The 25,509-nt window shown below is 64.7% G+C and carries 26 protein-coding genes; 18 read left to right on the top strand and 8 right to left on the bottom strand.

All coding sequences use genetic code 11. The features are described from left to right. Positions 1–68: 68 nt before the first annotated feature. Positions 69–746, top strand: a complete 678-nt coding sequence (locus LZ585_RS08155) for a sugar transferase (protein WP_234853120.1) — start codon at positions 69–71, stop codon at positions 744–746. On the opposite strand, the gene LZ585_RS08150 is transcribed toward LZ585_RS08155, so the two are convergent. Both LZ585_RS08150 and LZ585_RS08145 read right to left on the bottom strand, forming a co-directional pair. Beyond that, positions 747–1,496, bottom strand: a complete 750-nt coding sequence (locus tag LZ585_RS08150) for a WecB/TagA/CpsF family glycosyltransferase (RefSeq protein ID WP_234853119.1) — start codon at positions 1,494–1,496, stop codon at positions 747–749. It abuts the gene before it with no gap. 80 nt (positions 1,497–1,576) lie between these two features. After that, on the bottom strand, positions 1,577–1,903 hold the full coding sequence (locus LZ585_RS08145; RefSeq protein ID WP_234853118.1) for a DUF1330 domain-containing protein: 327 nt from the start codon (positions 1,901–1,903) through the stop codon (positions 1,577–1,579). 194 nt (positions 1,904–2,097) lie between these two features. On the opposite strand from LZ585_RS08145, the gene LZ585_RS08140 reads away from it, so the two are divergent. From LZ585_RS08140 to LZ585_RS08095, 10 genes are all read left to right on the top strand, one after another. Next, on the top strand, positions 2,098–3,291 hold the full coding sequence (locus LZ585_RS08140) for an efflux RND transporter periplasmic adaptor subunit (protein WP_234853117.1): 1,194 nt from the start codon (positions 2,098–2,100) through the stop codon (positions 3,289–3,291). 29 nt (positions 3,292–3,320) lie between these two features. Further along, a complete protein-coding gene (locus tag LZ585_RS08135) occupies positions 3,321–6,443 on the top strand; it encodes an efflux RND transporter permease subunit (RefSeq protein WP_234853116.1) in 3,123 nt (1,040 codons plus the stop codon). After that, positions 6,440–7,327: a LysR family transcriptional regulator gene (locus LZ585_RS08130; protein WP_234853115.1), complete on the top strand. Its 888-nt coding sequence runs from the start codon at positions 6,440–6,442 to the stop codon at positions 7,325–7,327. Before LZ585_RS08135 ends, LZ585_RS08130 begins: the two co-directional genes overlap by 4 nt. Before the next feature lie 85 nt (positions 7,328–7,412). Beyond that, entirely contained in the window at positions 7,413–7,889 is a 477-nt protein-coding gene (locus tag LZ585_RS08125) for a formate dehydrogenase subunit gamma (protein WP_234853114.1), read from the top strand. Continuing rightward, entirely contained in the window at positions 7,886–9,403 is a 1,518-nt protein-coding gene (locus LZ585_RS08120; protein WP_234853113.1) for a formate dehydrogenase beta subunit, read from the top strand. The genes LZ585_RS08125 and LZ585_RS08120 overlap by 4 nt, the downstream gene beginning before the upstream one ends. Further along, a complete protein-coding gene (fdhF, locus tag LZ585_RS08115) occupies positions 9,400–12,306 on the top strand; it encodes a formate dehydrogenase subunit alpha (protein WP_234853112.1) in 2,907 nt (968 codons plus the stop codon). Before LZ585_RS08120 ends, fdhF begins: the two co-directional genes overlap by 4 nt. 3 nt (positions 12,307–12,309) lie before the next feature. Then, the gene (fdhD, locus tag LZ585_RS08110; RefSeq protein WP_234853111.1) at positions 12,310–13,134 is read left to right on the top strand and encodes a formate dehydrogenase accessory sulfurtransferase FdhD; all 825 of its coding nucleotides are present in this window, start codon (positions 12,310–12,312) and stop codon (positions 13,132–13,134) included. After that, positions 13,124–13,324 carry a formate dehydrogenase subunit delta gene (locus LZ585_RS08105; protein WP_234853110.1) on the top strand — a complete coding sequence of 67 codons (201 nt, stop codon included), beginning with the start codon at positions 13,124–13,126 and terminating at the stop codon, positions 13,322–13,324. The genes fdhD and LZ585_RS08105 overlap by 11 nt, the downstream gene beginning before the upstream one ends. A gap of 65 nt (positions 13,325–13,389) precedes the next feature. Beyond that, positions 13,390–14,337, top strand: coding sequence for a diacylglycerol/lipid kinase family protein (locus tag LZ585_RS08100; RefSeq protein WP_234853109.1), 948 nt, complete (start codon positions 13,390–13,392; stop codon positions 14,335–14,337). Further along, on the top strand, positions 14,334–15,179 hold the full coding sequence (locus LZ585_RS08095; RefSeq protein ID WP_234853108.1) for a metallophosphoesterase family protein: 846 nt from the start codon (positions 14,334–14,336) through the stop codon (positions 15,177–15,179). Before LZ585_RS08100 ends, LZ585_RS08095 begins: the two co-directional genes overlap by 4 nt. On the opposite strand, the gene modC is transcribed toward LZ585_RS08095, so the two are convergent. Genes modC through modA form a run of 3 tightly spaced genes read right to left on the bottom strand, consistent with a single transcriptional unit; the run spans position 15,119 to position 17,644 of the window. Beyond that, a complete protein-coding gene (gene modC / locus LZ585_RS08090) occupies positions 15,119–16,207 on the bottom strand; it encodes a molybdenum ABC transporter ATP-binding protein (RefSeq protein ID WP_234853107.1) in 1,089 nt (362 codons plus the stop codon). The genes LZ585_RS08095 and modC overlap by 61 nt on opposite strands. Beyond that, positions 16,204–16,899 carry a molybdate ABC transporter permease subunit gene (gene modB, locus LZ585_RS08085; protein WP_234853106.1) on the bottom strand — a complete coding sequence of 232 codons (696 nt, stop codon included), beginning with the start codon at positions 16,897–16,899 and terminating at the stop codon, positions 16,204–16,206. The genes modC and modB overlap by 4 nt, the downstream gene beginning before the upstream one ends. A gap of 1 nt (position 16,900) precedes the next feature. Further along, a complete protein-coding gene (gene modA, locus LZ585_RS08080; protein ID WP_234853105.1) occupies positions 16,901–17,644 on the bottom strand; it encodes a molybdate ABC transporter substrate-binding protein in 744 nt (247 codons plus the stop codon). Positions 17,645–17,931: 287 nt separating this feature from the next. On the opposite strand from modA, the gene rpsA reads away from it, so the two are divergent. The 6 genes from rpsA (at position 17,932) to trpB (ending at position 22,915) form a co-directional block, all read left to right on the top strand. After that, complete coding sequence (rpsA, locus tag LZ585_RS08075) at positions 17,932–19,611, top strand: 30S ribosomal protein S1 (RefSeq protein ID WP_234853104.1); 1,680 nt, start codon at positions 17,932–17,934, stop codon at positions 19,609–19,611. A 209-nt stretch (positions 19,612–19,820) separates the two neighbouring features. Further along, the gene (gene ihfB, locus LZ585_RS08070) at positions 19,821–20,105 is read left to right on the top strand and encodes an integration host factor subunit beta (protein ID WP_234855789.1); all 285 of its coding nucleotides are present in this window, start codon (positions 19,821–19,823) and stop codon (positions 20,103–20,105) included. 60 nt (positions 20,106–20,165) lie between these two features. Beyond that, positions 20,166–20,585 carry a lipopolysaccharide assembly protein LapA domain-containing protein gene (locus tag LZ585_RS08065; RefSeq protein WP_234853103.1) on the top strand — a complete coding sequence of 140 codons (420 nt, stop codon included), beginning with the start codon at positions 20,166–20,168 and terminating at the stop codon, positions 20,583–20,585. 3 nt (positions 20,586–20,588) lie between these two features. Continuing rightward, positions 20,589–21,221 (top strand): phosphoribosylanthranilate isomerase, encoded by a 633-nt coding sequence (locus LZ585_RS08060; RefSeq protein WP_234853102.1) that lies wholly within the window; start codon positions 20,589–20,591, stop codon positions 21,219–21,221. Further along, positions 21,218–21,664, top strand: coding sequence for a GNAT family N-acetyltransferase (locus tag LZ585_RS08055; RefSeq protein ID WP_234853101.1), 447 nt, complete (start codon positions 21,218–21,220; stop codon positions 21,662–21,664). The genes LZ585_RS08060 and LZ585_RS08055 overlap by 4 nt, the downstream gene beginning before the upstream one ends. A 24-nt stretch (positions 21,665–21,688) precedes the next feature. Beyond that, positions 21,689–22,915 (top strand): tryptophan synthase subunit beta, encoded by a 1,227-nt coding sequence (gene trpB, locus LZ585_RS08050; RefSeq protein ID WP_234853100.1) that lies wholly within the window; start codon positions 21,689–21,691, stop codon positions 22,913–22,915. Positions 22,916–22,921: 6 nt separating this feature from the next. Here trpB and LZ585_RS08045 read toward each other — a convergent pair whose 3' ends face one another. From LZ585_RS08045 to pth, 3 genes are read right to left on the bottom strand one after another with little or no spacing between them, the layout of a single operon-like run. Next, entirely contained in the window at positions 22,922–23,527 is a 606-nt protein-coding gene (locus LZ585_RS08045) for a DUF4893 domain-containing protein (RefSeq protein ID WP_234853099.1), read from the bottom strand. After that, entirely contained in the window at positions 23,514–23,888 is a 375-nt protein-coding gene (locus LZ585_RS08040) for a DUF2237 family protein (protein ID WP_234853098.1), read from the bottom strand. The genes LZ585_RS08045 and LZ585_RS08040 overlap by 14 nt, the downstream gene beginning before the upstream one ends. A gap of 56 nt (positions 23,889–23,944) precedes the next feature. Beyond that, positions 23,945–24,637: an aminoacyl-tRNA hydrolase gene (gene pth / locus LZ585_RS08035; protein WP_234853097.1), complete on the bottom strand. Its 693-nt coding sequence runs from the start codon at positions 24,635–24,637 to the stop codon at positions 23,945–23,947. Between the two features lie 164 nt (positions 24,638–24,801). Here pth and LZ585_RS08030 point away from each other — a divergent pair, with 164 nt between their 5' ends. Continuing rightward, positions 24,802–25,434, top strand: coding sequence for an ATP-dependent Clp protease proteolytic subunit (locus tag LZ585_RS08030; RefSeq protein ID WP_234853096.1), 633 nt, complete (start codon positions 24,802–24,804; stop codon positions 25,432–25,434). Positions 25,435–25,509 lie beyond the last annotated feature (75 nt).

Below are 25,509 nucleotides of genomic sequence, written 5' to 3'. Positions count from 1 at the left end.
TCTTGTTATCGGTGTCCGCCTTCGGTGTTTCGGGGGCATATTTTTTCCAAGTGCTAGTGCAGGTAAAGATGTCGGTTAAGTCCCAGTCGGTCGCGATGGCCCGCGTTACGGCCGCCCCTTCGATCGAAACCCCACGTCCCTGGTTATATCGCAGCCTGCTCAAGCGTCCGTTGGACATGACATTGGTGCTGCTGACCTGTCCGGTCGTGCTTCCGCTGGTGGTGCTTTTCGCGCTGATCGTCATGCTGGACGGCAGGAACCCGTTCTATTCGCAGCAGCGAATCGGCCGCGATGGCCGTATATTCAGGATGTGGAAGCTTCGCAGCATGGTTCCCGATGCCGACCAGCGGCTGGAAGAACATCTGGCCCAGAACCCGCAGGCCCGGCAGGAATGGGACGATACGCAGAAGCTGCGCGACGATCCGCGCGTGACTGGCTTCGGGCGGGTGCTGCGCGCCTGTTCGATGGACGAATTGCCGCAATTGTGGAATGTCGTGACCGGGGACATGAGCCTTGTCGGCCCGCGTCCCATGATGCCCGACCAGCAGGGAATGTATTCGGGCCAGGGGTATTACCGCTTGCGTCCCGGCATCACCGGCTTCTGGCAGACCTCGGGCCGCAACAAGACCACCTTCGCGGCGCGTGCATGGTATGACGACTGTTACGAACGCAGCCTGTCTTTCGCCAGCGATGCTGCGATCCTGCTGCGCACCGTGTCCGTTGTGCTGGGCCGGACCGGCTGCTGATCAAAGGCGCTGCCGCAAGGCCGCCACCGCCTCGGACGGCAGGATGGCGGCGCAGCGGGCATAGCGGGGGACAAGCCGTCCGGGCGCCGACATCATCCGCCATGCCCATTCCATCGCGATCCGCCTGACCCATTGCGGCGCCCTGGTCTGGTTGCCCGCCAAGAAATCCAGACCCGCACCGATCGATGCAAAGCCGATTTCCGGCGCCACCGACCGGCCCTGCGCCGCCAGCCGTTCCTGTTTCGGGGCACCAAGCGCCAGAAGGCACAATCGCGCCCCGCTGCTGCGCACCTGCAACAGAAGATCGCGGGCGGCATCGCTGTCGGGATCGAAACCCATCGGCGGGGCGATCCGGGCCACGATCCGGCAACCCGGCGCGCGGCGTTGAATTTCTTCTGCCGCCGCTGCCAGAGCCTTGTCAGTGGTGCCGACCAGGGCCACGCCCACATCCTCGGTCGCGGCCAGCCGGGCCAGCGGAATCACCAGATCCGATCCTGTCACCAGGCCGACCGGATGGCTGGCCAGGCGTGAAAGCCAGACGATTGGATTTCCATCCGCCACCACCAGATCCTGTGCGGCATAGGCGTCGCGAAAGCTTTCGTCCTGGCGCAGCTTGACCAGGTGATCCAGGTTTATGGTCGCAAGGGCAAAACCCTGGCCGTTGCGCAGGCGACGCGTGATCTCGGCCATAAGCGAGGAGGGATCGGGCATGTTGACCCGGACCGCCGTCGATCCATAGGAAAATTGCATCGCGACCTGTTCCGCACTTGGCCGGGGACCGGCATCTGCCGTTTCCTTGCAGCTTTGTGCAGGCACCGCAATCCGACAGTTCAAGCTTTCGGCAAATAGGGGATGGCGCCTGCCAGATCGGTGTCGTCGATCAGGTGGAAATTGCTGATGCTGCCTGCTTTGCGTGCTTGGGCAAAGGGGGCATAGTCGGGATCGGCGGCAAAGGCGCGGGCGGCATCCTTTGTCGGAAACTCGATCAGCGCGACCAGGGTGCCGCCCAAGGCCTTGCCTTCCAGCGTGTCGATATTGCCCGACCGCGACAGATAGCGCCCGCCATGCCGGGCTGCAATTTCATGAACGCGGGCGGCGTATTCCGGCACCCAGGAATCGTCGGTCACGGTCACGTCCGCGATCAGATAGGCAGTCATTGGACACTCCCCCATTCATCTGCGGGATCACAGTGCCTGCGGGCCGGGCATGAAGCAAGCGCGCCATTGCCCCGCCGCACAGAAATTGCATCGACCCCGTTGTCCTTTTTGCCGGTTGACGATAGCGTTATCGGCGGCGACGGACTGCCTGGCCCAAGCCGGCAGTCGCCAGCATCGGGAATCCTTCAAACGGTATGGACAGCATGGCGACGCTGACACGAATCCTTGTTCTTGCAGGCATGGCGGCAGTGGCCCCCCTGGGTTCGTTTGCCCAGGCGCCGGGCGGGGATATGCCGCCCCCTGCCGTTACCGTTGTGACCTTGAAGGCCCAGGACGTGACCCTGACCGCCAGCCTGCCGGGCCGAGTCGTCGCCTCGGCCGAGGCGGAATTGCGTCCTCAGGTCGGCGGCCTGATCGTCGAACGCCTGTTCGAGGAAGGCAGCGAGGTATCCCAGGGCGATCCGCTGTATCGCATCGACCCGCGCACATATGAAGCGGCGGTGGCCCAGGCCAGGGCAGCCCAGGCCCAGGCCCAGGCACAAGCCGATGCCGCCCGCCGCGACGCCGAACGGGTCGTGGCTCTGCGTGATCGGCGCGTGGCCAGCGAGCAAACCGAAGACAGCGCCATCGCCGCCCGCGACGCCGCCGAGGCGGCGGTCAAGGCAGCCGAGGCGCAGTTGCTGGCAGCCCAGATCGACCTGGATCGCACCACCATCACCGCGCCGCTGGACGGCGTGATCGGCCTGGCCCAGGTCAGCCCCGGCGCCCTGGTGACTGCGGGCCAGGCCGCGCCGCTGACCGTGATCCGCCGCATCGACCCGGTGCGCGTGGACGTGACCCAGTCGGCCGCCGAAATCATCCGCTGGCAGCGCATGGGTCCGAATGCCGCGCTGCCCGAGGGTGCCGACCGCACCGTGGCGCTGCGGCTGGCCGATGGCAGCACCTATGAACACACCGGATCCCTGACCGCTGCCGAACCCCATGTCGATGAAACAACCGGCGTGATTACCCTGCGGATGGAGTTTGCCAATCCCGACGGGTTTCTGCTGCCCGGGATGTTCGTGTTGGCCGACATCCCACAGGCGCAACTGAAAGGGGCTGTTCTGGCCCCACAGGAAGGCGTCAGCCGCGACCGGCGCGGCCGTCCGGTGGCGATGGTCGTGAACGATCAGAACCTGGTCGAGGAACGCGCCCTGGAAATTGCCCAGGACCAGGGCAACCAATGGGTTGTGACCGGCGGCCTGGCTGCGGGCGACCGCATCATCGTGGCCGGCGTCCAGCGCATTGCGCCGGGGGCCCCGGTCACACCGCAGGAGCGCGGCTCCGAGGATCCTGCCGCCCCGTCCCCCGATCAGGCAGCACAGGCCGAAGCCGCGTCCAGCAACTGACGCCCCAGCCCGCGAAGGCGTGACAGATCATGGCCCGTTTCTTTATCGATCGTCCGGTGTTCGCCTGGGTGATTTCCATTATCATCATGGGCATCGGCATCCTGTCGATCCTGACCCTGCCGGTGGCGCAATATCCCCAGATCGCGCCCCCGTCGGTCACGATCCGCGCGACCTATCCCGGCGCCTCGGCTGAAACCATCTCGAACACCGTGACGCAGGTGATCGAGCAGCAGATGACCGGCCTCGACGGGCTGCGCTATATTTCGTCCAACTCGACCTCGGCCGGTTCATCCTCGACCACCCTGACCTTCGAAACCGGAACGGACGTGGACATCGCCCAGGTCCAGGTCCAGAACAAGCTGTCCCAGGCAACGGCCCTGCTGCCCGAGCCGGTGCAGCGCCAGGGCGTCGTGGTCGAGAAATCGACCGCCGGATTCCTGATGGTCATCGGCCTGATCGGCGACGACAATTACGACCAGACCGACCTGTCGGACTATATGTTCTCCAACCTGGTGGACGACCTGTCCCGGGTCGAGGGCGTGGGCAGCGTCCAGGTCTTCGGCTCGCCCTATGCCATGCGCATCTGGCTGGATCCCGACAAGCTGGCAGCCTACGAGATCACGCCCTCGGACGTCGTGGCCTCGGTATCCGCGCAGAATACCCAGATTTCTGCCGGAGCCTTTGGCGACCTGCCCACGGTTCAGGGGCAACAGCTGAACGCCACCGTCACCGCGCAGTCGCTGCTGTCCACCCCCGAGGATTTCCGCCAGATCGTCCTGCGGGCCGAGGAGAACGGCGGCCTTGTCCTGTTGCGCGATGTGGCGCGGGTGGAAATCGGTGCGGAAAGCTATGCCACCGACGCGACCTATAACGGGCGTCCTGCCTCGGGGATGGCGCTGTCCCTGGCGCCCGGGGCCAACGCGCTTGACACCGCCGAACTGGTCAAGGCGCGAATGGAGGAATTTGCCGAATTCTTCCCCGAAGGCGTGGATTACGTGATCCCCTTCGACACGTCCCCCTTTGTGTCCATTTCCATCGAGGAGGTCGTCAAGACGCTGATCGAGGCCATCGTGCTGGTCTTCATCGTCATGTATATCTTCCTGCAGAACTGGCGGGCGACGCTGATCCCGACCCTGGCCGTTCCCATTGTGCTGTTGGGCACCTTTGGCATCATGTCGGCCTTTGGTTTCACCATCAACACGCTGACCATGCTGGCCATGGTGCTGGCCATCGGGTTGCTTGTGGACGATGCCATCGTGGTCGTCGAAAACGTCGAACGCATCATGGAGGAGGAAGGGCTTGAGCCCAGGGAGGCCACGCGCAAGTCCATGGGCCAGATCACCGGCGCGCTGATCGGCATTGCCCTGGTCCTGTCGGCGGTCTTCGTGCCGATGGCCTTTTTCGGCGGATCCACCGGGGTGATCTATCAGCAATTCGCGATCACCATCGTGTCCGCCATGGGCCTGTCGGTACTGGTCGCGCTGACGCTGACGCCCGCGCTGTGCGCCACGCTGCTGCGGTCCAAGGACCATCATTCGAAACGTGGCCTGTTCGGCTGGTTCAACCGCAACTTTGACCGGCTGACCAACGGCTATACCGGTTCGGTGGGCTGGATCGTGCGCCGACCGCTGCGGTCGCTGCTGGTCTATGCGGCCATCGGCGCGGCCATGGTGCTGCTGTTCATGCGCACGCCCGAAGGATTCCTGCCGGACGAGGATCAGGGCATCATGTTCGTCCTGATCCAGGGACCGACCGGCGCCACGGCGGAACGCACCGCCGCCGTGATCGACCAGGTGCAGGATTACTTCCTGAATCAGGAAAAGGATTCCGTCGATTCGATGTTCGGCGTCGTGGGCTTCAGCTTTGCCGGGCAGGGGCAGAATGTCGGCATGGCCTTTGTTCGGATGAAGGACTGGGACGAACGCCCCGACCCCTCGCAATCCGTGCAGGCCGTCGCGGGCAGGGCCTTTGGCGCGCTCAGCGGCATTCAAGACGCGATGGTCTTTCCCATCGTGCCCCCCTCGGTGATCGAGCTGGGCAACGTGTCGGGCTTCGATTTCTATCTGCAAGCCCGCGGCGGGCAATCGCATGAGGAATTGCTGGATGCGCGCAACCAGTTCCTGGGCATGGCGGCGCAAAGCCCGATGATCGCCCAGGCCCGGCCCTCCGGGTTGGAGGATGCGGCACAGTTCAGCCTGGACATCGACTGGCGCCAGGCGGGCGCGATGGGCGTGACCGCGACCGATGTGGCGAACCTGTTGCAGATCGCCTGGACGGGCCGCTACGTCAACGACTTCGTGGATCGCGGTCGCATCAAGCGCGTTTACGTCCAGGGCGAGGCGATGTCGCGCGCGACACCCGGCGACTTTGACAAGTGGCGGGTCAGGAACGCGATGGGCGGACTGGTTCCTTTCTCGAATTTCTCGCAGGGAAACTGGTCCTTCGGGCCGCAGGGTCTCAGCCGATACAACGGAATTCCCGCGATGCAGATCCAGGGCGGTCCGCCCCCCGGCGTCAGTTCCGGCGATGCCATGGCCGAGGTGGAACGCCTGGTCGCGCAGATGCCCGGTTTCGCCGTGGCTTGGACCGGCCTGTCGCTGGAAGAACAGGAATCCGGCGACCAGACCATGCTGCTGTACGCGCTGTCGCTGGCCGCCGTGTTCCTGTGCCTGGCTGCGCTGTATGAAAGCTGGTCGATCCCGCTGGCGGTGATCCTGGTGATGCCCATCGGCGTTCTGGGCGCGCTGTTGGGGGCGTTCCTGGGCGGGTTCGACAACGGCGTGTTCTTCCAGGTGGGCCTGCTGACGGTGATCGGCCTGACGGGCAAGAACGCCATCCTGATCGTGGAATTCGCGCGAGAGCAGTCCGAGGCGGGTGTTCCCCTGTTCAAGGCCGTGCTCGAGGCCGCGCGCCAGCGGTTTCGTCCCATCGTAATGACCTCGATCGCCTTCACGCTGGGCGTGCTGCCCCTGGTCCTGTCCACCGGGGCAGGCGCCAATGGCCGGAATGCCATCGGCGCCACGGTGATCGGCGGAACCATCGCGTCGACCGTGCTGGGCATCCTGTTCGCGCCGCTGTTCTATGTGCTGATGCGCCGTCTTCTGGGGCGCAAGGACCGGCTGGACGAAGCCACGCTTGCGCCGGCGGAATGATCGACAAGCTGGAAATGTTCCTGGCAGTGGCCAAGGAACGCCATTTCGGCCGCGCCGCCGAAAGCCTGGGGATCACCCAGCCCACGTTGTCGGCGGGCATCAAGCAGTTGGAAGAACAGCTTGGCGTGCTGCTGATCTTTCGCGGCTCGCGTTACGGTGGCCTGACGCCCGAAGGGCAGTCAGCCCTGGTCTGGGCGCGCCGCATCGTCGGCGACACCCGGCAGTTGCGAGAAGAGATGCGAGCGACGCGCCATGGGCTGTCGGGCCAGCTTCGCATCGCCGTGATCCCGACCGCCTTGACCTGGGCGGCACGGATCAGCGCCCGGTTTGGCGCGGCCCATCCCAATGTCGGCATGACGATCCTGTCGCGCACCTCGGTCGAGATCCTGCAGATGATCGACGATCTGACAGTGGACGCGGGGATATCGTATCTGGACAACGAACCCCTGGGCCGGGTCAGCACGGTGCGCCTTTATGACGAACGCTATATGCTGGTCTGCGCCGAGGGATCGCCCCTGGCCCTGCAGGACCGGGTAGGTTGGGCCGATCTTGCGGGGCATCGGCTGTGCCTCTTGACCAGCGATATGCAGAACCGCCGCATCATCAACCGCAACCTGATCGAGGCGGGCGTTGTTCCCCAGGCAACCGTCGAATCCAGTTCGACCGTTGTTCTTGTTGCCCATGTGCTGGAGGGCGGCTGGATCACCATCCTGCCCGAGGACATCGCGGCCTTCCTGACCGAAGGAAAGCCCCTGCGCATGATCCCGCTGGACGGGGCCGGGGCCAGCCATGCGGTGGGCCTGGTCGCACCGTGGCGGGAACCCCATACGCCGGTGCTGGAGGCCTTACTGGCCGAGGCACGTCGGATGGCAAACGATAGATGATTTCTATCGACTGACGGAACAACGTTATTGATTTTGAAATGGCTGTCCGGTTTCATGGCGCACCAGACCGTTGAAAGGCCAGCTTATGCACTCCCATGCGCCAGCCCCGTCCGAGGAGGAGATCCGCAGCGTTGTCGCGCCGTTGGTATCCTTGGAAGGGCCGCTTTTGCCAATGTTGCACGCGTTGCAGGAAACCTGGGGCTGCGTGCCGCAGGGCGCCGTGCCGGTGCTGGCCGATATCCTGAACCTCGGTCGGGCCGAGGTGCATGGCGTCATCAGCTTTTACCATGATTTCCGCGATCATCCCACAGGCCGCCACGTCCTGAAGCTCTGCCGGGCCGAGGCCTGCCAATCCATGGGCGCCAATGCCCTGGCCGAGGAAACGCTGCGCAAGCTGGGCATCGGATGGCATGGCACCACCCCGAATGGCGCCGTAACGGTCGAACCCGTCTATTGCCTTGGGATGTGCGCCTGCGCGCCTGCTGCCATGGTGGATGGGCGCGTGGTGGGGCGCGTCGATGATGCCCGGATGGATCGCATCCTGGCCGAGGTGGGCGCATGAAGATCTTTGTTCCCCTGGACAGCGCGGCCAAGGCGCTTGGCGCGGACGAGGTGGCCGATGCCATCGCGCGGCAGGCAGGCGCGCGCGATCTGGACGTGAAGATCGTTCGCAACGGCACGCGCGGCATGGTCTGGCTGGAACCCCTGGTCGAGGTCGAGACGCCGGAAGGCCGCATGGGTTACGGAAACGTGACCCCCGATCAGGTGCCGGATTTGCTGGATGGCAAGCTGAACGGCCTGGGACGGGTCGAGGATATCGATTGGTTCGCCCGCCAGACGCGCCTGACCTTTGCCCGCTGCGGCGTGATCGATCCGCTGGATCTGGATGACTATGCCGCCCATGGCGGCTTGGTGGGCCTGGGCCGCGCGCTTGGCATGACCAAGCCCCAGATCGTGCAGGAAGTCACCGACAGCGGTCTGCGCGGACGCGGCGGCGCAGGCTTTCCGACCGGTATCAAATGGAAGACCGTGGCCGAGGCGGAAGCCCCGCAGAAATACATCGTCTGCAATGCCGACGAGGGCGACAGCGGCACATTCGCCGACCGCATGATCATCGAGGGCGATCCGTTCTCGCTGATCGAGGGCATGGCGATTGCCGGCTTGGGAGTGGGCGCGACGCGCGGCTATGTTTATCTGCGGTCCGAATACCCGGACGCCATCGCGGTTCTGTCGCAGGCGGTAAGGACCGCCCGCCAGCGGGGCTTGCTGGGGCCGGACGTGCTGGGGTCGGGCCGCGCCTTTGACATGGAGGTCCGCACGGGCGCGGGCGCCTATGTCTGCGGCGAGGAAACCAGCCTTCTGAACAGCCTGGAAGGCAAGCGCGGCACCGTGCGCGCCAAGCCGCCGCTGCCTGCGCTGCAGGGTTTCCTGGGACGGCCCACGGTCGTGAACAACGTGATCTCTCTGGCGACGGTCCCGGTGATCTTCGAACGCGGCGCGAAGCACTACGCCGATTTTGGCCTTGGCCGGTCGCGCGGCACCGTGACCTTGCAGATCGCGGGCAACGTCAAGCGCGGCGGGCTGTTCGAAACCGCATTCGGCATGACCCTGGGCCAAGTCGTGAATGACATCGGCGGCGGCACCGCCACCGGCCGTCCCGTCAAGGCGGTGCAGGTCGGCGGCCCCCTCGGCGCCTATATGCCGGTCGAGAAGTTCGACACGCCGATGGGATATGAGGAATTCGACCGGAACGGCGGGCTGATCGGCCATGCTGGCCTGGTGGTCTTTGACGATACGGTGGATATGCTGCGCATGGCGCGCTTTGCCATGGAGTTCTGCGCTGTCGAATCCTGCGGCAAATGCACGCCCTGCCGGGTCGGCGCGGTGCGCGGGGTGGAAACCATCGACCGCATTGCGCAAGGCGACGCCGCCGCGATCCCGCTGCTGACCGACTTGTGCGAGACGATGAAGGACGGCTCGCTCTGCGCGCTTGGCGGCTTCACGCCGTTTCCGGTCATGTCCGCCCTCACCCATTTCCCCGACGATTTCGCCACCTTGCAGGAGGCAGCCGAATGAGAGACTTCATCATCCCCCAATTCCCGCCGGGCGACGATCGCGACATGGGCACGCCAGCCAAGGTCGGGCTGCCGGTGACGATCAGCGTGGACGGGATCGACGTGACGGTGCCCGAGGGCACATCCGTCATGCGCGCCGCAGCCGAGGCCGGGATCATGGTGCCCAAGCTGTGCGCCAGCGACAACATCGAGGCCTTTGGTTCCTGCCGCCTGTGCGTCGTGGAAATCGAAGGCCGCCGCGGCACGCCCGCATCCTGCACCACGCCGGTGATGGAGGGCATGGTCGTCCACACCCAGTCCGACAAGCTGCGCCGGATGCGCAAGGGTGTGATGGAGCTTTACATCAGCGACCACCCGCTGGATTGCCTGACCTGCGCCGCCAATGGCGATTGCGAACTGCAGGACATGGCGGGCAATGTCGGCCTGCGCGACGTGCGCTACAAGGCGCCCGAGGGTCGGACGCTGCTGAACCATTTCGCCCAACGCGACGGGGCCGGGGTGAATGCGCATTATATCCCCAAGGATGAAAGCAATCCGTATTTCACCTTTGATCCGGCCAAGTGCATCGTCTGTTCCCGCTGCGTCCGCGCCTGCGAGGAGGTCCAGGGCACCTTTGCGCTGACCATCGAGGGACGGGGCTTTGACAGCCGCGTCCGCGCGGGCACGTCCGAGGACAGCTTCCTGACCTCGGACTGCGTGTCCTGCGGCGCCTGCGTGCAGGCCTGCCCGACCGCGACCCTGCAGGAAAAATCCGTGATCGAACTGGGCACGCCTGAACGGTCCGTTATCACCACCTGCGCTTATTGCGGCGTGGGCTGCTCCTTCAAGGCCGAACTGAACGGCGATCAGCTGGTCCGCATGGTCCCCTACAAGCACGGCAAGGCCAACCGGGGCCATAGCTGCGTCAAGGGCCGCTTCGCCTATGGCTATGCCCAGCACAAGGACCGCATCCTCAAGCCCATGATCCGCGATACCATCGAGGAACCCTGGCGCGAGGTCGAATGGGCCGAGGCGCTGTCCTTCGCCGCCGCGAAGATGAAGGGCATCCAGCAGAAATACGGCCGCAAGTCGGTCGGCGTCATCACCTCCAGCCGCTGCACCAACGAGGAAACTTATCTGGTGCAGAAACTGACCCGCGCGGTCTTTGGCAACAACAACACCGACACCTGCGCCCGCGTCTGCCATTCGCCCACCGGATACGGGCTGGGCAAGACCTATGGCACATCGGCCGGAACGCAGGATTTCGACTCGGTCGAACAGGCCGATGTCGTGATGATCATCGGGGCAAATCCGACCGACGGGCACCCGGTCTTTGCCAGCCGGTTGAAAAAACGCCTGCGCGATGGTGCCAAGCTGATTGTCGTCGATCCGCGCCGCACCGACATCGTGCGGTCGGCCCATGTCGAGGCCGCCCACCACCTGCCGTTGAAGCCCGGCACCAACGTCGCGGTTGTCACGGCCATGGCCCATGTGATCGTCACCGAGGGGTTGTTCGACCAGGACTTCATCCGCACCCGCTGCGACTGGGACGAATTCCAGTTCTATGTCGATTTCGTCAGCGACCCGCGCCATGCGCCGGAGAATGTGGAACTGCTGACCGGCGTTCCTGCGGCCGACCTGCGCGCGGCCGCACGGCTTTATGCCACCGGCGGCAATGGCGCGATCTATTACGGGCTGGGCGTGACGGAACACAGCCAGGGGTCCACGACCGTGATCGGGATCGCCAACCTTGCCATGCTGACCGGCAATATCGGTCGGGCGGGTGTGGGCGTGAACCCGCTGCGGGGCCAGAACAACGTGCAGGGTTCCTGCGACATGGGCAGCTTCCCGCATGAACTGCCCGGCTATCGTCACGTCAAGCTGCCCGACGTTCGCGCGATCTTCGAGAAGGCCTGGAACTGCGAGATCGACCCTGAACCCGGTCTCCGCATCCCCAATATGCTGGACGCGGCGGTCGAGGGCACTTTCAAAGGCCTTTACTGCCAGGGCGAGGATATCCTGCAATCCGATCCCGACACCCACCACGTCGCCGCGGGTCTGGCGGCGATGGAATGCGTGATCGTCCACGACCTGTTCCTGAACGAAACCGCGAACTATGCTCATGTCTTCCTGCCGGGTTCGACCTTCCTGGAAAAGGACGGCACCTTCACCAATGCCGAACGCCGCATCAACCGCGTCCGCAAGGTGATGGCCCCCCGCAACGGATACGAGGACTGGGAGGTCACGCAGCTTTTGGCCAATGCTATGGGCGCGGACTGGCATTACACCCATCCTCGCCAGATCATGGAGGAGATCGCCGCGACCACGCCCAGCTTTGCCGGCGTCACCTATGAGGTGCTGGAGGAAAAGGGGTCCGTCCAGTGGCCCTGCAACGAGCAGGTGCCGGACGGCACGCCCTTGATGCACGTCGACGGCTTCGTGTCGGGCAAGGGCCATTTCATGGTCACCGAATATGTGGCGACCGACGAACGCACCGGCCCGCGCTTCCCGCTGTTGCTGACCACGGGGCGGATCCTGTCCCAGTACAATGTTGGTGCCCAGACCCGGCGGACCGAGAACGTGGTCTGGCACGCCGAGGACGTGCTGGAGATCAACCCGCATGATGCCGAGAACCGGGGCATCAACGACGGCGACTGGGTGCGGCTGGCATCGCGAGCGGGGGAAACGACCCTTCGGGCCGTGCTGACCGACCGGGTGGCAGCGGGGGTGGTCTATACGACCTTCCATCACCCCTCGACGCAGGCTAACGTGGTCACCACCGATTTCTCGGACTGGGCGACGAACTGCCCCGAATTCAAGGTAACGGCGGTGCAGGTCAGCCCCTCGAACGGTCCGTCCGAATGGCAGGAAAGCTATAACGAACAGGCCGAACGGTCGCGGCGGATCCTGACCGCAGCGGAGTAGGACATGACCCTGCCGCAGCCCTTCGGGGTCTCGGACGCGATCCATCACAGACCGGGCAGCAGCGTTGCGGTAACGCGCGCGCTGCCCGAGGAAATGGCCATTGCCATGGTCTATGATGGAACCACCCATGCCGTGATGATGGCGACGCCCGCCGACGTGGACGACTTCGCGGTGGGTTTTTCGCTGACGGAAGGCATCGTGGACGGCATTCATCAGATCGCCAGTTGCGACGTGATCCCCCATTCCAAGGGGATCGAGGCGCAGATGTGGCTGGCCGAGGATCGGGGCGAAGCCCTGGCCGCCCGGCGCCGGACATTGGCCGGTCCGGTCGGCTGCGGCCTGTGCGGCATCGACAGCATCGAGGCCGCGATGCGGTCCCTGCCCAGCCTTGCCGCGACGGGGCCGATCCTGACCGCCCAGGAAATCACGGCCGCCACGGAATCCCTGCGCGGCTGGCAGCCCTTGCACGACCGGACGCGGGCCGTCCATGCGGCAGGCTTCATGCTGCCGGGTCAGGGTGTTGTCCTGGCGAGGGAGGATGTGGGCCGCCACAACGCCCTGGACAAGCTGATCGGGGCCATGGCGCGCCAGGGGATCGACCCGGCCCAGGGCGCCATTGTCCTGACCAGCCGGGTCTCGACCGAGATGGTGCAGAAATGCGTGATGGCGGGCTGCGCCATCTTGGTCGCCGTGTCTGCCCCCACGCTGCACGCCCTGCGTCTTGCGGAAGGGGCGGGCCTGACCCTTGCCGCCTTTGCGCGGGGCGAAGGCTTTGATCTGTTCACCCACCCCGAACGCCTGCGGGCAAAGGTTTCCGATGTCGCCTGAAAAGATGGTCACCATGGCCAACCAGATCGCCACCTTTTTCGACACCCAGCCAGGCGATGCCCCGGACAAGATCGCCGATCACCTGAAGGATTACTGGGAACCGCGGATGCGCGAGCAGTTGAAATCCTATATCGCCGCAGGGGGTGCGGGGCTGCGCCCCTCGGTCGAACAGGCAATGCATCGTCTTTGATGCACCCGGCGTGAAACCGCGCTGCTGCCCCCCGTGTTGTTCCCCCGCAATCACCGGAGGGGCAAATGCGCGATACAGCCGACAAGGTCGATCTTTCCGCGTGCAGGTTGTGCGTGATCCGCAACCGTGGATCGGGCAAGCAGGACGACCAGGCGGAAACGATCCGCGCGGCGCTGCAAGACAAGGTGGCCGAATTTGCCCTGCGGGAAACCGACCGGGGCGACCGGCTTATCCATCTGGCCCGGCAGGCGGTGGCCGACGGTTTCGATATCGTCGTGGCAGCGGGCGGGGACGGCACGCAATCGGCGGTCGCGGGTGCCCTGGCGGGCACCGGTACGATGATGGGGGTTCTGCCGGGGGGGACGTTCAATTACTTCGCGCGCGACTTGGGCGTGGGCGAAACGATCGAGGAAGGGCTGGAAACCCTTCAGGATGCCCGCCCCCGGGCAGTTGACATCGGCCAGATCGAGGATCTGGTGTTTTTGAACAATGTCAGCCTGGGCGCCTATCCGCATATCCTGAAGACGCGCGAAGGGATTTACAAACGCTGGGGCCGGTCGCGCATGGCGGCCTATTGGTCGGTGCTGGTGGCGCTGCGCCGGTTGCGCCATCCAATGCGCCTGACGGCCAAGGTCGATGGGCAGGAACGGCGCTTTACCACAGCCCTCGTGTTCGTGGCACGCAGCGCCTATCAGTTGGACGCCTTCGGCCTGGACGGGGCCGATGCGATCCGCGCGGGAAACATGGCGGTGCTGATCGCCAAGGCGCGCAAGCCCCTGCCGCTTCTTCGGTCAGCCTTCCGGCTGGCCCTGGGCCTCAGCGCGAAAGACAGCGACTTCGACCTGATCGTGACCGACAGCCTGGTGATCGACACCGGCCAGTTTCGCCAGCTGATCGCGCACGACGGTGAAAAGACCCGCATGAAAACCCCGTTTCACGTCCAGGTCCTGCACGGAGCCCTGACGGTGCTGGTTCCGGCCGATGGCGGCAAGACCCAGGATCCGGCCGCGTGACGCGCATCGTCCATCTGTCCGACCTGCATTTCGGGTTTCACCGGGCCGAGCTGGTCGAACCCCTTCTGGATCGTGTGAACGACGCGGGGGCCGATCTGGTGGTGGTGACGGGCGATGTCACCCACCGCGCCCGCGCCGATCAATACGCCGAGGCGGCGGCGTTCCTGGGGCGCGTCCAGGCACCACTGATGGTGCTGCCCGGCAATCACGACGTGCCGCTGTATAACCTGCCGGTGCGGTTCCTGGCGCCTTGGCACGGCTTTCGGCGGGCAGTCGGACCGGACCTGACGCCCACGCGCCAGGTTGGCTCGGTTCGGGTTCTTGCGCTGAACAGCGTCGATCCCTTGGCCGTGCAGCGGGGTGTGATCCGGAGCGGAGAGATCGCGCGGCTGGAACGCAGTCTCGATCCGACTTGCATGAACATCGTGGCGCTGCATCATCCGCTGGAACATCTGGCGCAGGTAGACAAGGAACTGACGCGCCGCGCCCCGCAGGCCTTGGCGCGGCTGGAACGCGCGGGGGCGCAGATCGCGCTGTCAGGGCACCTGCACGTCTGGGCGACGGGCGCCATGCTGGACCAGACTGCGCATCCGAGCCTGCTGCAGGTGCAAGCAGGGACGGCGCTGTGCGCGCGACTGTCGGACCGGCAAAGCGAATTTGCGGTCTTGCAGATCGACGGCGCGTTGCTGACCATCGAACGGCATATCGCGCCCATGGGGCAGGGATTTCAGGCGCCTGAATATGAATATTTCTCTCGTGAAAGCGGCATCTGGGTCGCCCATCAGCCTGCGGAAAAGCCGATCGTTCCGGGTGCCACGGAAACCGCCTTCAGCACGGCGTGAACCGGCTTGCCGGGATGCAGGTCAAGGGCGCGGGCGGACCGGGCGGTGATGCGCGACAGGATCGCCTGACCCCCGGCATCCAGGCGCACCAGCACGCTGCCCTCGCTGTCGGTCAGGTCGCGGACCGTGGCAGGGATGACGTTCAGCGCCGAGATGCCTTGCGGCGGGATGGTCGCGATCATCACGTCCTGGGCCAGGATCCGCAGCCGCAGAATGCTGCCCACAGGGGCCGCGACCCGGGGCAGGAACAGCGCCCCGGCAGGGGTTGCAAGCCGGGTCAGGCCATCCGCGTCCTGCCCGCATACCCGCGCGGTCAGCACAGCACCGATTTCGGCAAGGCCCAGCATGGGGGCGATGGCGGGATCCGACAGCATCTGCGCCGCTGGTCCGGCAGCCGTCACGCGGCCCCCGACCACCAGGACGATGGTGGTGGCCAGGCGCGCGACCTCGGCCGGGGAATGGGTGACATAAAGGATCGGCAGCCCGGCATGATCGCGCAGGCGTTCCAGATAGGGAAGGATCTCGTCCTTGCGGGGCTGGTCCAGGGCCGCCAGAGGCTCGTCCATCAACAGCAGCCGGGGATGGGACAGGATTGCCCGGCCAAGCGCGACGCGCTGGCGCTCGCCCCCCGACAGCGCGGCGGGGCGACGGGACAGCAGCGGACCGATGCCCAGCATTTCTGTCACGCGGTCCAGGTCGGATTGCCGCCCGCGGCCTGTGAACCAGTGGCCGTACAGCAGGTTCTGCCGGACCGTCAGGTGCGGAAACAGCCTTGCATCCTGGAAGACATAGCCGATGCCGCGCCGGTGCGGCGGCAGGAAGATGCCTTGGCGGCTGTCTGTCAGCACGGTGCCGCCGTCAGCGATGCGCCCGTGGTCAGGCCGCAGAAGCCCTGCGACGGCGTTGACGATGGTGGTCTTTCCCGAACCCGAATGTCCGAACAACGCCGTCAGCCCCGATGGGGCATCGAAGGCCGCATCCAGCAGGAAGCCCGGAAAGGCATGACGCAGCGCGACGGTCAGCATCACGCGCCCCGAATGCGCCGGGCAATGGCCCGCGACAGCCATTCCGACAGGAACAGCGCGCCCATGGCGACGGCGACGGCGATGATGACCAGCCGCGCCGCCGCAGCCTCTCCTCCCGGCACCTGCAGGAATGCATAGATGGCCGATGGCAGGGTCTGCGTCTGGCCGGGGATGTTCGATACGAATGTGATGGTGGCGCCGAATTCCCCCATGGCCTTTGCGAATGCCAGGATCGCGCCCGCGAGGATGCCGGGCAGGATCAGGGGCAGGGTGACGGTCAGGAACACCCAGGCCCGTGGGGCGCCGAGTGTGGATGCGGCCTGTTCCAGCCGGGGATCCACCGCCTCGATCGACAGGCGGATGGCGCGGACCATCAGGGGAAATGCCATGATCGCGGCGGCCAGGGCTGCGCCGGTCCAGCGGAATGCCAGAACGATGCCGATCCCGTCCAGCCATTGCCCGACCCATCCGCGCCGTCCAAAGGTCAGCAGCAACAGATAGCCCGTGACAACGGGCGGCAAGACCAGCGGCAGATGCACCAGCCCGTTCAGCAGGCCGTGTCCCGGAAAACGCCATCGCGCCAGGGCATAGGCTGCAAGGATCCCCAGAGGCAGGCTGGTTGCCACGGCCCACAGCGATACCTTCAATGACAGTCGAAGGGCCTGCCACGCCTCGGGGGTCAGCCAGTCGGTCACGTCAGTCCGTCACCGTAAAGCCATGTTTTGCAAAGACCTCGTCCGCGGCATCCCACCTTATGGCGTCGAAAAATGCGCGGTCGGCGTCATCGGCAGCCTCTGTCAAAAGGGCGGCAGGATAGGTGATCGTGGGATAGCTGTCCGCAGGAAAATTCCCCACAATCGCCACATCATCTTCGGCGGCCGCATCGGTGGCATAGACGATGCCGTAAGGTGCCTCGCCCGCAGCGACCAGGACCAAAGCCGCGCGCACATTGTCCGATTGCGCGACATCGGCGCCCACGTCGTCCCAAAGCCCCAGGTTTTCCAATGCCGCCTTGCCGTACTGACCGGCGGGAACGGAATCCACCAGGGCCATCGCCAGTTTGCCGCCATTCAGCATCCCAGCCAAGTCGGTGCCCGCCGAAATCCGCACGGGTGCAGCATCGCCATGGCCGATCAGCACCAGGCGGTTGCCCAGGATATCGGCGCGGTCCTGCACAAGCCCTGCTTGGTCGACCTGATCCATCCATTCCGCATTGGCCGACAGGAACAGATCGGCGGGCGCCCCCTCGATGATCTGTTTGGCAAGCGCGTTGGATCCGGCATATGAAATCGTCACCGTGTTGCCCGTCTGGGCCGTGAACTGTGCCGCGACCTCATCAAGCGCGTTCTTCAGGGAGGCGGCGGCGAAGACGCTGACATCCTCGGCCCAGGCGGGCGCGGCAGACAGGGTCAGGGCGGCGGCCAGCAGGGCAGGGCGCACGGGAACCTCGGCTGGTTATGGTTGTCCGAAGCTATCGTCCGGGCAAGGCAACCCGCAAGCGATATTTCCGATTGGCCATATCGAAGCCGCATCTTACTTTTTACGTTGAGTTGCAGCAAAAACACGACTATATGACCGCCAGTCCAAGGGCGACATGGTCAGAACAGACCGCATCTGAACGGGTCGGGCGCCAGCCGCGACCCTTTGTCGTTCCCGAAGGGCAGCCATAAAGACCGGCGGAGCCAACCGCATGGCCAGTGAAATCGACCAAAGGAAACTGATTATATATGTGCGCTAAAGCGACCATGGAGGAATTCGAAGCCCTCCTGAACGAAAGCTTCGACATCGACACCCCGGACGAAGGTTCGGTTGTCAAAGGCCGTGTCATCGCCATCGAGGCGGGCCAGGCCATCATCGACGTCGGCTACAAGATGGAAGGCCGCGTCGATCTGAAAGAATTCGCAAATCCCGGCGAAGAACCCAACATCAAGGTTGGCGACGAAGTCGAGGTTTATCTGGACCGCGTGGAAAATGCCCGCGGCGAAGCCAGCATCAGCCGCGAAAAAGCCCGCCGCGAAGAAGCCTGGGACCGTCTGGAAAGAGCCTATGCCGATGAAGAGCGCGTCGAAGGCGCCATCTTCGGTCGCGTCAAGGGCGGCTTCACTGTCGATCTGGGCGGCGCCGTGGCCTTCCTGCCCGGTTCGCAGGTCGATGTGCGCCCCGTGCGCGACGCCGGCCCGCTGATGGGCCTGAAGCAGCCGTTCCAGATCCTGAAAATGGACCGCCGCCGTGGCAACATTGTCGTGTCGCGCCGCGCCATCCTGGAAGAAAGCCGCGCCGAACAGCGCGCCGAAGTCATTGCCAACCTGACCGAAGGTCAGACGGTCGACGGCGTGGTCAAGAACATCACCGAATACGGGGCGTTCGTCGATCTGGGCGGTGTTGACGGGCTGCTGCACGTCACCGACATGGCCTGGCGCCGCGTCAACCACCCGTCCGAAATCCTGGCGATCGGCGAGACCCTGAAAGTTCAGGTCATCAAGATCAACAAGGACAGCCACCGCATCAGCCTGGGCATGAAGCAGCTGCAGGCCGATCCGTGGGATACCGTGGGCGACAAGTTCCCGATCGGTTCGGTCCACCAGGGCCGCGTGACCAACATCACCGACTACGGCGCCTTTGTCGAACTGGAAGCCGGTGTCGAGGGTCTGGTCCACGTCAGTGAAATGAGCTGGACCAAGAAGAACGTCCATCCGGGCAAGATCGTCTCCACCTCGCAAGAGGTCGAAGTAATGGTTCTGGAAATCGACGAAGCCAAGCGCCGCGTGTCGCTGGGCCTGAAGCAGACGCAGCGCAACCCGTGGGAAGTGTTCGCGGAAACCCATCCGTCGGGCACCGTGATCGAGGGCGAAGTCAAGAACATCACCGAATTCGGTCTGTTCGTCGGCCTCGAAGGCGATATCGACGGCATGGTCCACCTGTCGGACATCTCGTGGGATGCCCGTGGCGAGGATGCGATCCAGGACTTCCGCAAGGGCGACGTGGTGAAAGCGGTCGTCCAGGACGTGGATGTCGAGAAAGAGCGCATCAGCCTGTCGATCAAGTCGCTGGAAAACGAGCACATGGCCGAAGCCGTTGACGGCGTGAAGCGTGGCACGGTCGTGACCGTCGAAGTCACCGCCATCGAAGAAGGCGGGGTCGAGGTGGAATACAACGGCGTCAAGTCGTTCATCCGCCGTTCGGATCTGGCCCGCGACCGTCAGGACCAGCGTCCCGAGCGGTTCCAGGTCGGCGACAAGGTCGATGCCCGCGTTACCAACATCGACACCAAGACCCGCCGTCTGGGCCTGTCGATCAAGGCGCGCGAGATTGCCGAGGAAAAGGAAGCCATCGACCAGTACGGATCGTCCGATTCGGGCGCGTCGCTGGGCGACATCCTGGGCGCCGCGCTGAACCGCAACGCCTGATCGCGCCCTTTGCGATGCATCATCGCCCGTTCCGCTTGCGCGGGACGGGCTTTTTCATGCCCGCTGGATAGGCAGGGGGTGTTCACTTCTCTTGCGCGGCAGGGGCAAAACTGGCATCGCTATGGAAACTAGGAACCTTTTCCTGCGTTGCCTTTTGTCGCTAGTCCTGCGGACGACGTCTTGCAGCCGTTACGCCACCTGGGGGGATGATGATCCGGTCCGAACTGATCCAGCTGATCGCTGACGAAAACCCGCATCTGTTCCGTCGCGATGTAGAGCGGATCGTGAACACCGTGTTCGAGGAAATCATCGACGCCATGGCGCGCGGCGACAGGGTCGAACTGCGCGGCTTTGGCGCCTTTTCCGTCAAGAAGCGCGACTCGCGAACCGGCCGCAACCCGCGCACGGGCGAGGCCGTGGATGTGGACCAGAAATACGTCCCCTTTTTCAAGACCGGCAAACTGTTGCGTGATCGGTTGAACGGGGAGGCCTGAACGGCGTAGAAGCCGGCAGGATACCGGGCCGCGCATGGCGGCCGCAACCAAGGACATTTCATGCGCTTTCTTCGACTGATCTTCGTGGTGGCTTTGGCAATCGTCCTGATCGCCGTTGCCTTGGCCAATCGTGAAACGGTGACGCTGTCGGCCTTTCCCGCGAATTTCGGGCAGTATCTGGGCGGACGCTGGTCGGTTGCCTTGCCGCTGTTCCTGGTGATCTTTCTGGCCTTTGCCTTGGGGATGCTGGCGGGCCTGGTCTGGGAATGGCTGCGCGAATCCCACATCCGCCGCGAGGCCCGCGCGCAGGCCTTTCGCGCCGCCCAGCTGGAGAGCGAGGTAGGCCACCTGCGCAACCGCCACGCCGCCCCCAAGGATGACGTTCTGGCGATCTTGGAGCGCCCCGGGACCACGGTGCCTGCGCTGCCTGTGGCTTCGGCCGAACCGGCGCCCGGCACCACGCTGCCCGCCAGGCGCTGAGGGATGGCCCAGGTCAAGATATGCGGCCTGCGCCGACCCGAGCATATCGAGGCCGCAGCCGATGCGGGCGCGCGTTATGTCGGGTTGGTCTTCTTTCCAAAATCACCGCGCGCCGTGTCAGCCGACGAGGCCGCGGCACTGGTTTTGCACGTGCCCGTCGGCATGGCGCGGGTTGGACTGTTCGTGGATCCCGACGATGCGATGCTGGATGCCGTGCTGGGCAAGGTACCCCTGGACATCATCCAGCTTCATGGCAGTGAAAGCCCGGATCGGGTGGCACAGGTCAAGGGTTTGACGGGCCTGCCTGTGATGAAGTCCGTCGGGCTGTCAGGCCCTGCCGACCTGCCTGCGCTGACCGACTATGGCTTGGTGGCCGATATGCTGCTGGTTGATGCCAAGCCGCCCCAGGACGCGGTCCTGCCCGGCGGTAACGGACTGTCCTTCGATTGGCGGCTGCTGGTGGGGCGCAAGTGGCTGCGCCCCTGGATGCTGGCCGGTGGCCTGACCCCGCAAAACGTAGCCGAGGCGATCCGGCTGACCGGCGCGCCTGCGGTCGATGTTTCCTCGGGCGTGGAAACCGAGCCGGGGGTCAAGGACGAAGGGTTGATCCGGGCCTTTGTCGCGGCGGCGTCGTGACCGTCCGGTTCCGCCCCGCCTTGCGGGACGAGGTTCCTTCGGTCGTGGCCCTGTTGGCCGACGATGTGCTGGGCCGGGACCGAGAGGGGGCCGACATGGATCCCTATCTTGCGGCCTTTGATGCCATGCAGGCGCAAAACGGCAATATGCTGATCGTGGGCTTGCTGGGTGACCGGATCGTCGCGTGCTATCAGATCCTGTTCATTTCCGGCCTCTCCGCTGCTGCCGCCCGCCGTGCCCAAATCGAAGGGGTGCGCGTTGCGTCCGATCTGCGCGGCAGGGGTCTTGGCGCGCAGCTGATCGCCGATGCCGAGGATCGCGCGCGGGCGGCAGGGTGCGGCCAGATGCAGTTGACCACCAACAGGTCGCGGACCGATGCCCACCGCTTCTATGACAGGCTGGGCTTCACCCCCAGCCATATCGGCTATAAGAAAGCCCTTTGAGGCTTCCACATGAAGGCGCGTCCGATGGCAGATGATCTGGTGAACAGCTACAAGTCTGGTCCCGACGAACAGGGGCGCTTCGGCATCTATGGCGGCCGCTTTGTCAGCGAAACCCTGATGCCGCTGATCCTGGATCTCGAGGCCGAATACGAACGCGCCAAGACCGACGCAGACTTCTGGGCCGAGATGGATGATCTGTGGACGCATTACGTGGGCCGCCCCTCGCCCCTGTATTTCGCCGAACGGCTGACCGACCACCTGGGCGGTGCCAAAATCTACATGAAGCGGGACGAACTGAACCACACCGGCGCGCACAAGATCAACAACGTGCTGGGCCAGATCCTGCTGGCCCGCCGGATGGGCAAGACCCGCATCATCGCGGAAACGGGCGCGGGCCAGCACGGCGTGGCGACCGCCACCGTCTGCGCGCGCTTTGGGTTGAAGTGCATCGTCTATATGGGCGCGACCGACGTGGAACGCCAGGCGCCGAACGTCTTTCGGATGCGCCTGCTGGGGGCCGAGGTTGTGCCCGTCACATCGGGTCGCGGCACGCTGAAGGATGCGATGAACGACGCGCTGCGCGACTGGGTCACGAACGTGCGCGACACCTTTTACTGCATCGGCACGGTGGCGGGTCCGCATCCTTATCCGGCCATGGTGCGCGATTTCCAGTCGATCATCGGAAAAGAGGTCAAGGAACAGATCCTGCCCCGCGAAGGCCGCCTGCCCGATACCATCATCGCGGCCATCGGCGGCGGATCGAATGCGATGGGTCTGTTCTATCCCTTCCTTGACGACAAGGAGGTCCGCATCATCGGCGTCGAGGCGGGGGGCAAGGGCGTGGACGACAGGATGGAACACTGCGCCAGCCTTTCGGGCGGGCGGGCGGGCGTGCTGCACGGCAACCGCACCTATCTGCTCCAGGACGACGACGGTCAGATCCTGGAAGGCCACTCGATCAGCGCGGGTCTGGATTATCCCGGCATCGGGCCGGAACACGCCTGGCTCAAGGACATGGGTCGGGCGGAATATGTCAGCATCACCGATGACGAGGCCCTGGCGGCGTTCCAGTTGTGCTGCGCCCAGGAGGGGATCATTCCTGCACTGGAACCCAGCCACGCCCTGGCTCATGTGATGAAGATCGCGCCCGATCTGCCGCGCGACCACCTGATCGTCATGAATATGTGCGGACGGGGCGACAAGGATATCTTCACCGTCGCCAAGCACCTGGGCTTCGAGATGAAAATATGAGCATCCTCAACGGCTTAGGGTCAGGATGTTGAAGCGGGATTCCAGATAAGGGTCGGGGAACATCACCCGGCCCCTAGTGTTCCCGGTCATCTCGACCAGGCCGATCTCGGGCATCCTTTGCGGGCCGGATCCGGGTTCGGAAAAGGGTGGCAGGTCGGCATAAGGCGGCGGCGTGTCGCCAGCAATGAAGCCGGTGCCCAGATAGACCAGACGGTCGCCGTCCACATGAATCCGCCCCCTGGTCCGCTGGGATCCGGTCAGCTTTTCCAAGCTTCCATCGTTGCCGATCCGGCATCGAAACGGCTGATAGACGGTGATGGGCAGAAGCCCGCCCATCTTGATTGTCCGACAGGACCAATCCCCCGGGATCATTGCCAAGACCTGATCCGAAGGCAGCGGGTCGCCCTGCAGAACATTGGTCAAGATCACAAGATCGTCGGGATCGCCGCCGGAAAATGCGTCCAGCATCGCCTCGCCCGCTGCGGCGTGATATTCGCCCAGCCTGCGGGCATCGTCCGCATGAAGCGGCGTTCCATCGGCAAGCTGCTGCGACAGGGCAGCCCCAGGCAGCAGGCAGGCCACCACCACGGCGGCAAGATCAGCCCTGCGCATCGACCGAATGGACCCGCAGCAGTTCCAGCGGGATGATGTCCAGGGCACGGGCATGGGTCGATTCCAGCACAACCTTGGGCGCGGCAAACTCTTGCGCGGCTTGCAGGAACCGCGCGGCGCACAGGCACCAGCGATCGCCCGGTTTCAGCCCGTCGAACCGGAATTCGGGACGCGGCGTGGACAGGTCGTTTCCCAGGTATTTCGACACGGCCAGGAATTCTGCATCGACAATAACGCAGACCGTATGGCTGCCCGCGTCGCCCTGACCGGTATCACAGCAGCCGTTGCGGTAAAAACCCGTCAGCGGCTTCATCGAACACGGTTCCAGCCGCGTTCCCAGCACGTTCAGCGATGGATCCATGTCCAGTCCTCCTCCAGTCAGGCTACAGCCGAGCGGGGCTTGCGCCAAGCCCCGGATCAGCGAAAGCGGTCGGTCAGCTGGCGCAGCTTGTCGGTCAGGCTGGCGGGCTGGTCGGGGACCGCCGGGGCAGGGGGTGCCTTAGCCGTGGCTGCGGGCACAGGCATCGTGCCGCTGTTGCGCGCAGGCTGGGTGCGGGCCGCGACCAGGTTCTGGAACCGCGCGCTGTCCCCCTGTGCCAGGGCAGGCGCGCCGTCCGATATGCCCCGCAGCAGATCGTCCAGCCAGTCCCCGTCCGTCTTGGCGAAATCCGACAGGACATAGCCCGCAACACGATCCTTGTGCCCCGGATGCCCGATGCCCAGGCGCACGCGGTGATAGTCGGCACCGATATGCTGATGGATCGACCGCAACCCGTTATGGCCGGCATGGCCGCCACCTTGCTTCACACGGCATTTTCCCGGGGCAAGGTCCAGTTCATCATGCAGCACGATCACTTCGGACGGCGTCACCTTCAGATAGCGCATCGCCTCGCCCACGGATTGACCCGAAAGGTTCATGAAGGTCTGCGGCTTCAAGAAGGTGACGCGCGCATCGCCAAGCCTGCCTTCGGCCGCAAGTCCCTGAAACCGCGCCTTCCAGGGTGAAAAACCGTGATCCTCCGCAATCCGGTCCAAGGCCATGAAACCAATGTTGTGGCGGTTGGCCGCATATTTCGCGCCTGGATTGCCCAGTCCGACGATCAGTTTCACGCGCTGTCTCCTGCGGTTTCGGCCCCGGGGCGGGGGGCAAAGTTCGTTCCATGCCTTGCGGCGGACCTTGCCCGTTACTAAGACTCTGTCAACCTTTCGCGTCTAACGATGGGATCAGCGCCCTGGCGAATCGCGGGAACAGGGACACAAGGCAAGGACAGACGATGACCGATCCGGCAGAATTCTACATGAACAACCTCGTTCCCATGGTGGTCGAACAGACCTCGCGCGGGGAACGGGCTTATGACATCTTCTCGCGCCTGCTCAAGGAACGGATCATCTTCGTGTCGGGGCCGGTCCATGACGGCATGTCCACGCTGATCTGCGCGCAACTGCTGTTTCTGGAAGCGGAAAATCCGAACAAGGATATCAGCATGTATATCAACAGCCCGGGCGGCGTCGTAACCTCGGGCTTGTCGATCTATGACACGATGCAGTATATCCGCCCCCGGGTTTCCACGCTGGTCGTGGGCCAAGCCGCGTCGATGGGATCGCTGCTGCTGGCGGCGGGCGAACCGGGGCTGCGCTATTCGCTGCCCAACAGCCGGGTCATGGTCCACCAGCCGTCCGGCGGGTTCCAGGGGCAGGCGACCGACATCCTGATCCATGCGCGCGAAACCGAAAAGCTGAAGCGGCGGTTGAATGAAATCTATGTGACCCATACGGGCCGCGACCTGTCCGAGGTCGAGGAAGCGTTGGAGCGCGACCGCTTCATGTCGCCGGACGAGGCAAAGGACTGGGGCCTGATCGACGAGGTGGTGGCCCCTCGTGGAAAGGCCCAGCCCGAGAAGAAATAGACCGTTGGGGATTGTGACGGACGCGCGTCAACCCTAACATAAAGGACAGACCCCGTGGCGGCGCGTTCGCCACGG

Source organism: Paracoccus everestensis (genome assembly GCF_021491915.1).
Lineage (GTDB): Bacteria > Pseudomonadota > Alphaproteobacteria > Rhodobacterales > Rhodobacteraceae > Paracoccus > Paracoccus everestensis.
The sequence above is the reverse complement of the archived record's forward strand: the minus strand, read 5'-3'. Positions and strand labels throughout refer to the sequence as shown.

Bases quoted from the DNA above. Each gene is read 5' to 3' on its own strand.
- LZ585_RS08155 (WP_234853120.1), top strand. From the start codon at position 69: ATGTCGGTTAAGTCCCAGTCGGTCGCGATGGCCCGCGTTACGGCCGCC.
- LZ585_RS08150 (WP_234853119.1), bottom strand. From the start codon at position 1,496: ATGCAATTTTCCTATGGATCGACGGCGGTCCGGGTCAACATGCCCGAT.
- LZ585_RS08145 (WP_234853118.1), bottom strand. From the start codon at position 1,903: ATGACTGCCTATCTGATCGCGGACGTGACCGTGACCGACGATTCCTGG.
- LZ585_RS08140 (WP_234853117.1), top strand. From the start codon at position 2,098: ATGGACAGCATGGCGACGCTGACACGAATCCTTGTTCTTGCAGGCATG.
- LZ585_RS08135 (WP_234853116.1), top strand. From the start codon at position 3,321: ATGGCCCGTTTCTTTATCGATCGTCCGGTGTTCGCCTGGGTGATTTCC.
- LZ585_RS08130 (WP_234853115.1), top strand. From the start codon at position 6,440: ATGATCGACAAGCTGGAAATGTTCCTGGCAGTGGCCAAGGAACGCCAT.
- LZ585_RS08125 (WP_234853114.1), top strand. From the start codon at position 7,413: ATGCACTCCCATGCGCCAGCCCCGTCCGAGGAGGAGATCCGCAGCGTT.
- LZ585_RS08120 (WP_234853113.1), top strand. From the start codon at position 7,886: ATGAAGATCTTTGTTCCCCTGGACAGCGCGGCCAAGGCGCTTGGCGCG.
- fdhF (WP_234853112.1), top strand. From the start codon at position 9,400: ATGAGAGACTTCATCATCCCCCAATTCCCGCCGGGCGACGATCGCGAC.
- fdhD (WP_234853111.1), top strand. From the start codon at position 12,310: ATGACCCTGCCGCAGCCCTTCGGGGTCTCGGACGCGATCCATCACAGA.
- LZ585_RS08105 (WP_234853110.1), top strand. From the start codon at position 13,124: ATGTCGCCTGAAAAGATGGTCACCATGGCCAACCAGATCGCCACCTTT.
- LZ585_RS08100 (WP_234853109.1), top strand. From the start codon at position 13,390: ATGCGCGATACAGCCGACAAGGTCGATCTTTCCGCGTGCAGGTTGTGC.
- rpsA (WP_234853104.1), top strand. From the start codon at position 17,932: ATGTGCGCTAAAGCGACCATGGAGGAATTCGAAGCCCTCCTGAACGAA.
- ihfB (WP_234855789.1), top strand. From the start codon at position 19,821: ATGATCCGGTCCGAACTGATCCAGCTGATCGCTGACGAAAACCCGCAT.
- LZ585_RS08065 (WP_234853103.1), top strand. From the start codon at position 20,166: ATGCGCTTTCTTCGACTGATCTTCGTGGTGGCTTTGGCAATCGTCCTG.
- LZ585_RS08060 (WP_234853102.1), top strand. From the start codon at position 20,589: ATGGCCCAGGTCAAGATATGCGGCCTGCGCCGACCCGAGCATATCGAG.
- trpB (WP_234853100.1), top strand. From the start codon at position 21,689: ATGGCAGATGATCTGGTGAACAGCTACAAGTCTGGTCCCGACGAACAG.
- LZ585_RS08045 (WP_234853099.1), bottom strand. From the start codon at position 23,527: ATGCGCAGGGCTGATCTTGCCGCCGTGGTGGTGGCCTGCCTGCTGCCT.
- LZ585_RS08040 (WP_234853098.1), bottom strand. From the start codon at position 23,888: ATGGATCCATCGCTGAACGTGCTGGGAACGCGGCTGGAACCGTGTTCG.
- LZ585_RS08030 (WP_234853096.1), top strand. From the start codon at position 24,802: ATGACCGATCCGGCAGAATTCTACATGAACAACCTCGTTCCCATGGTG.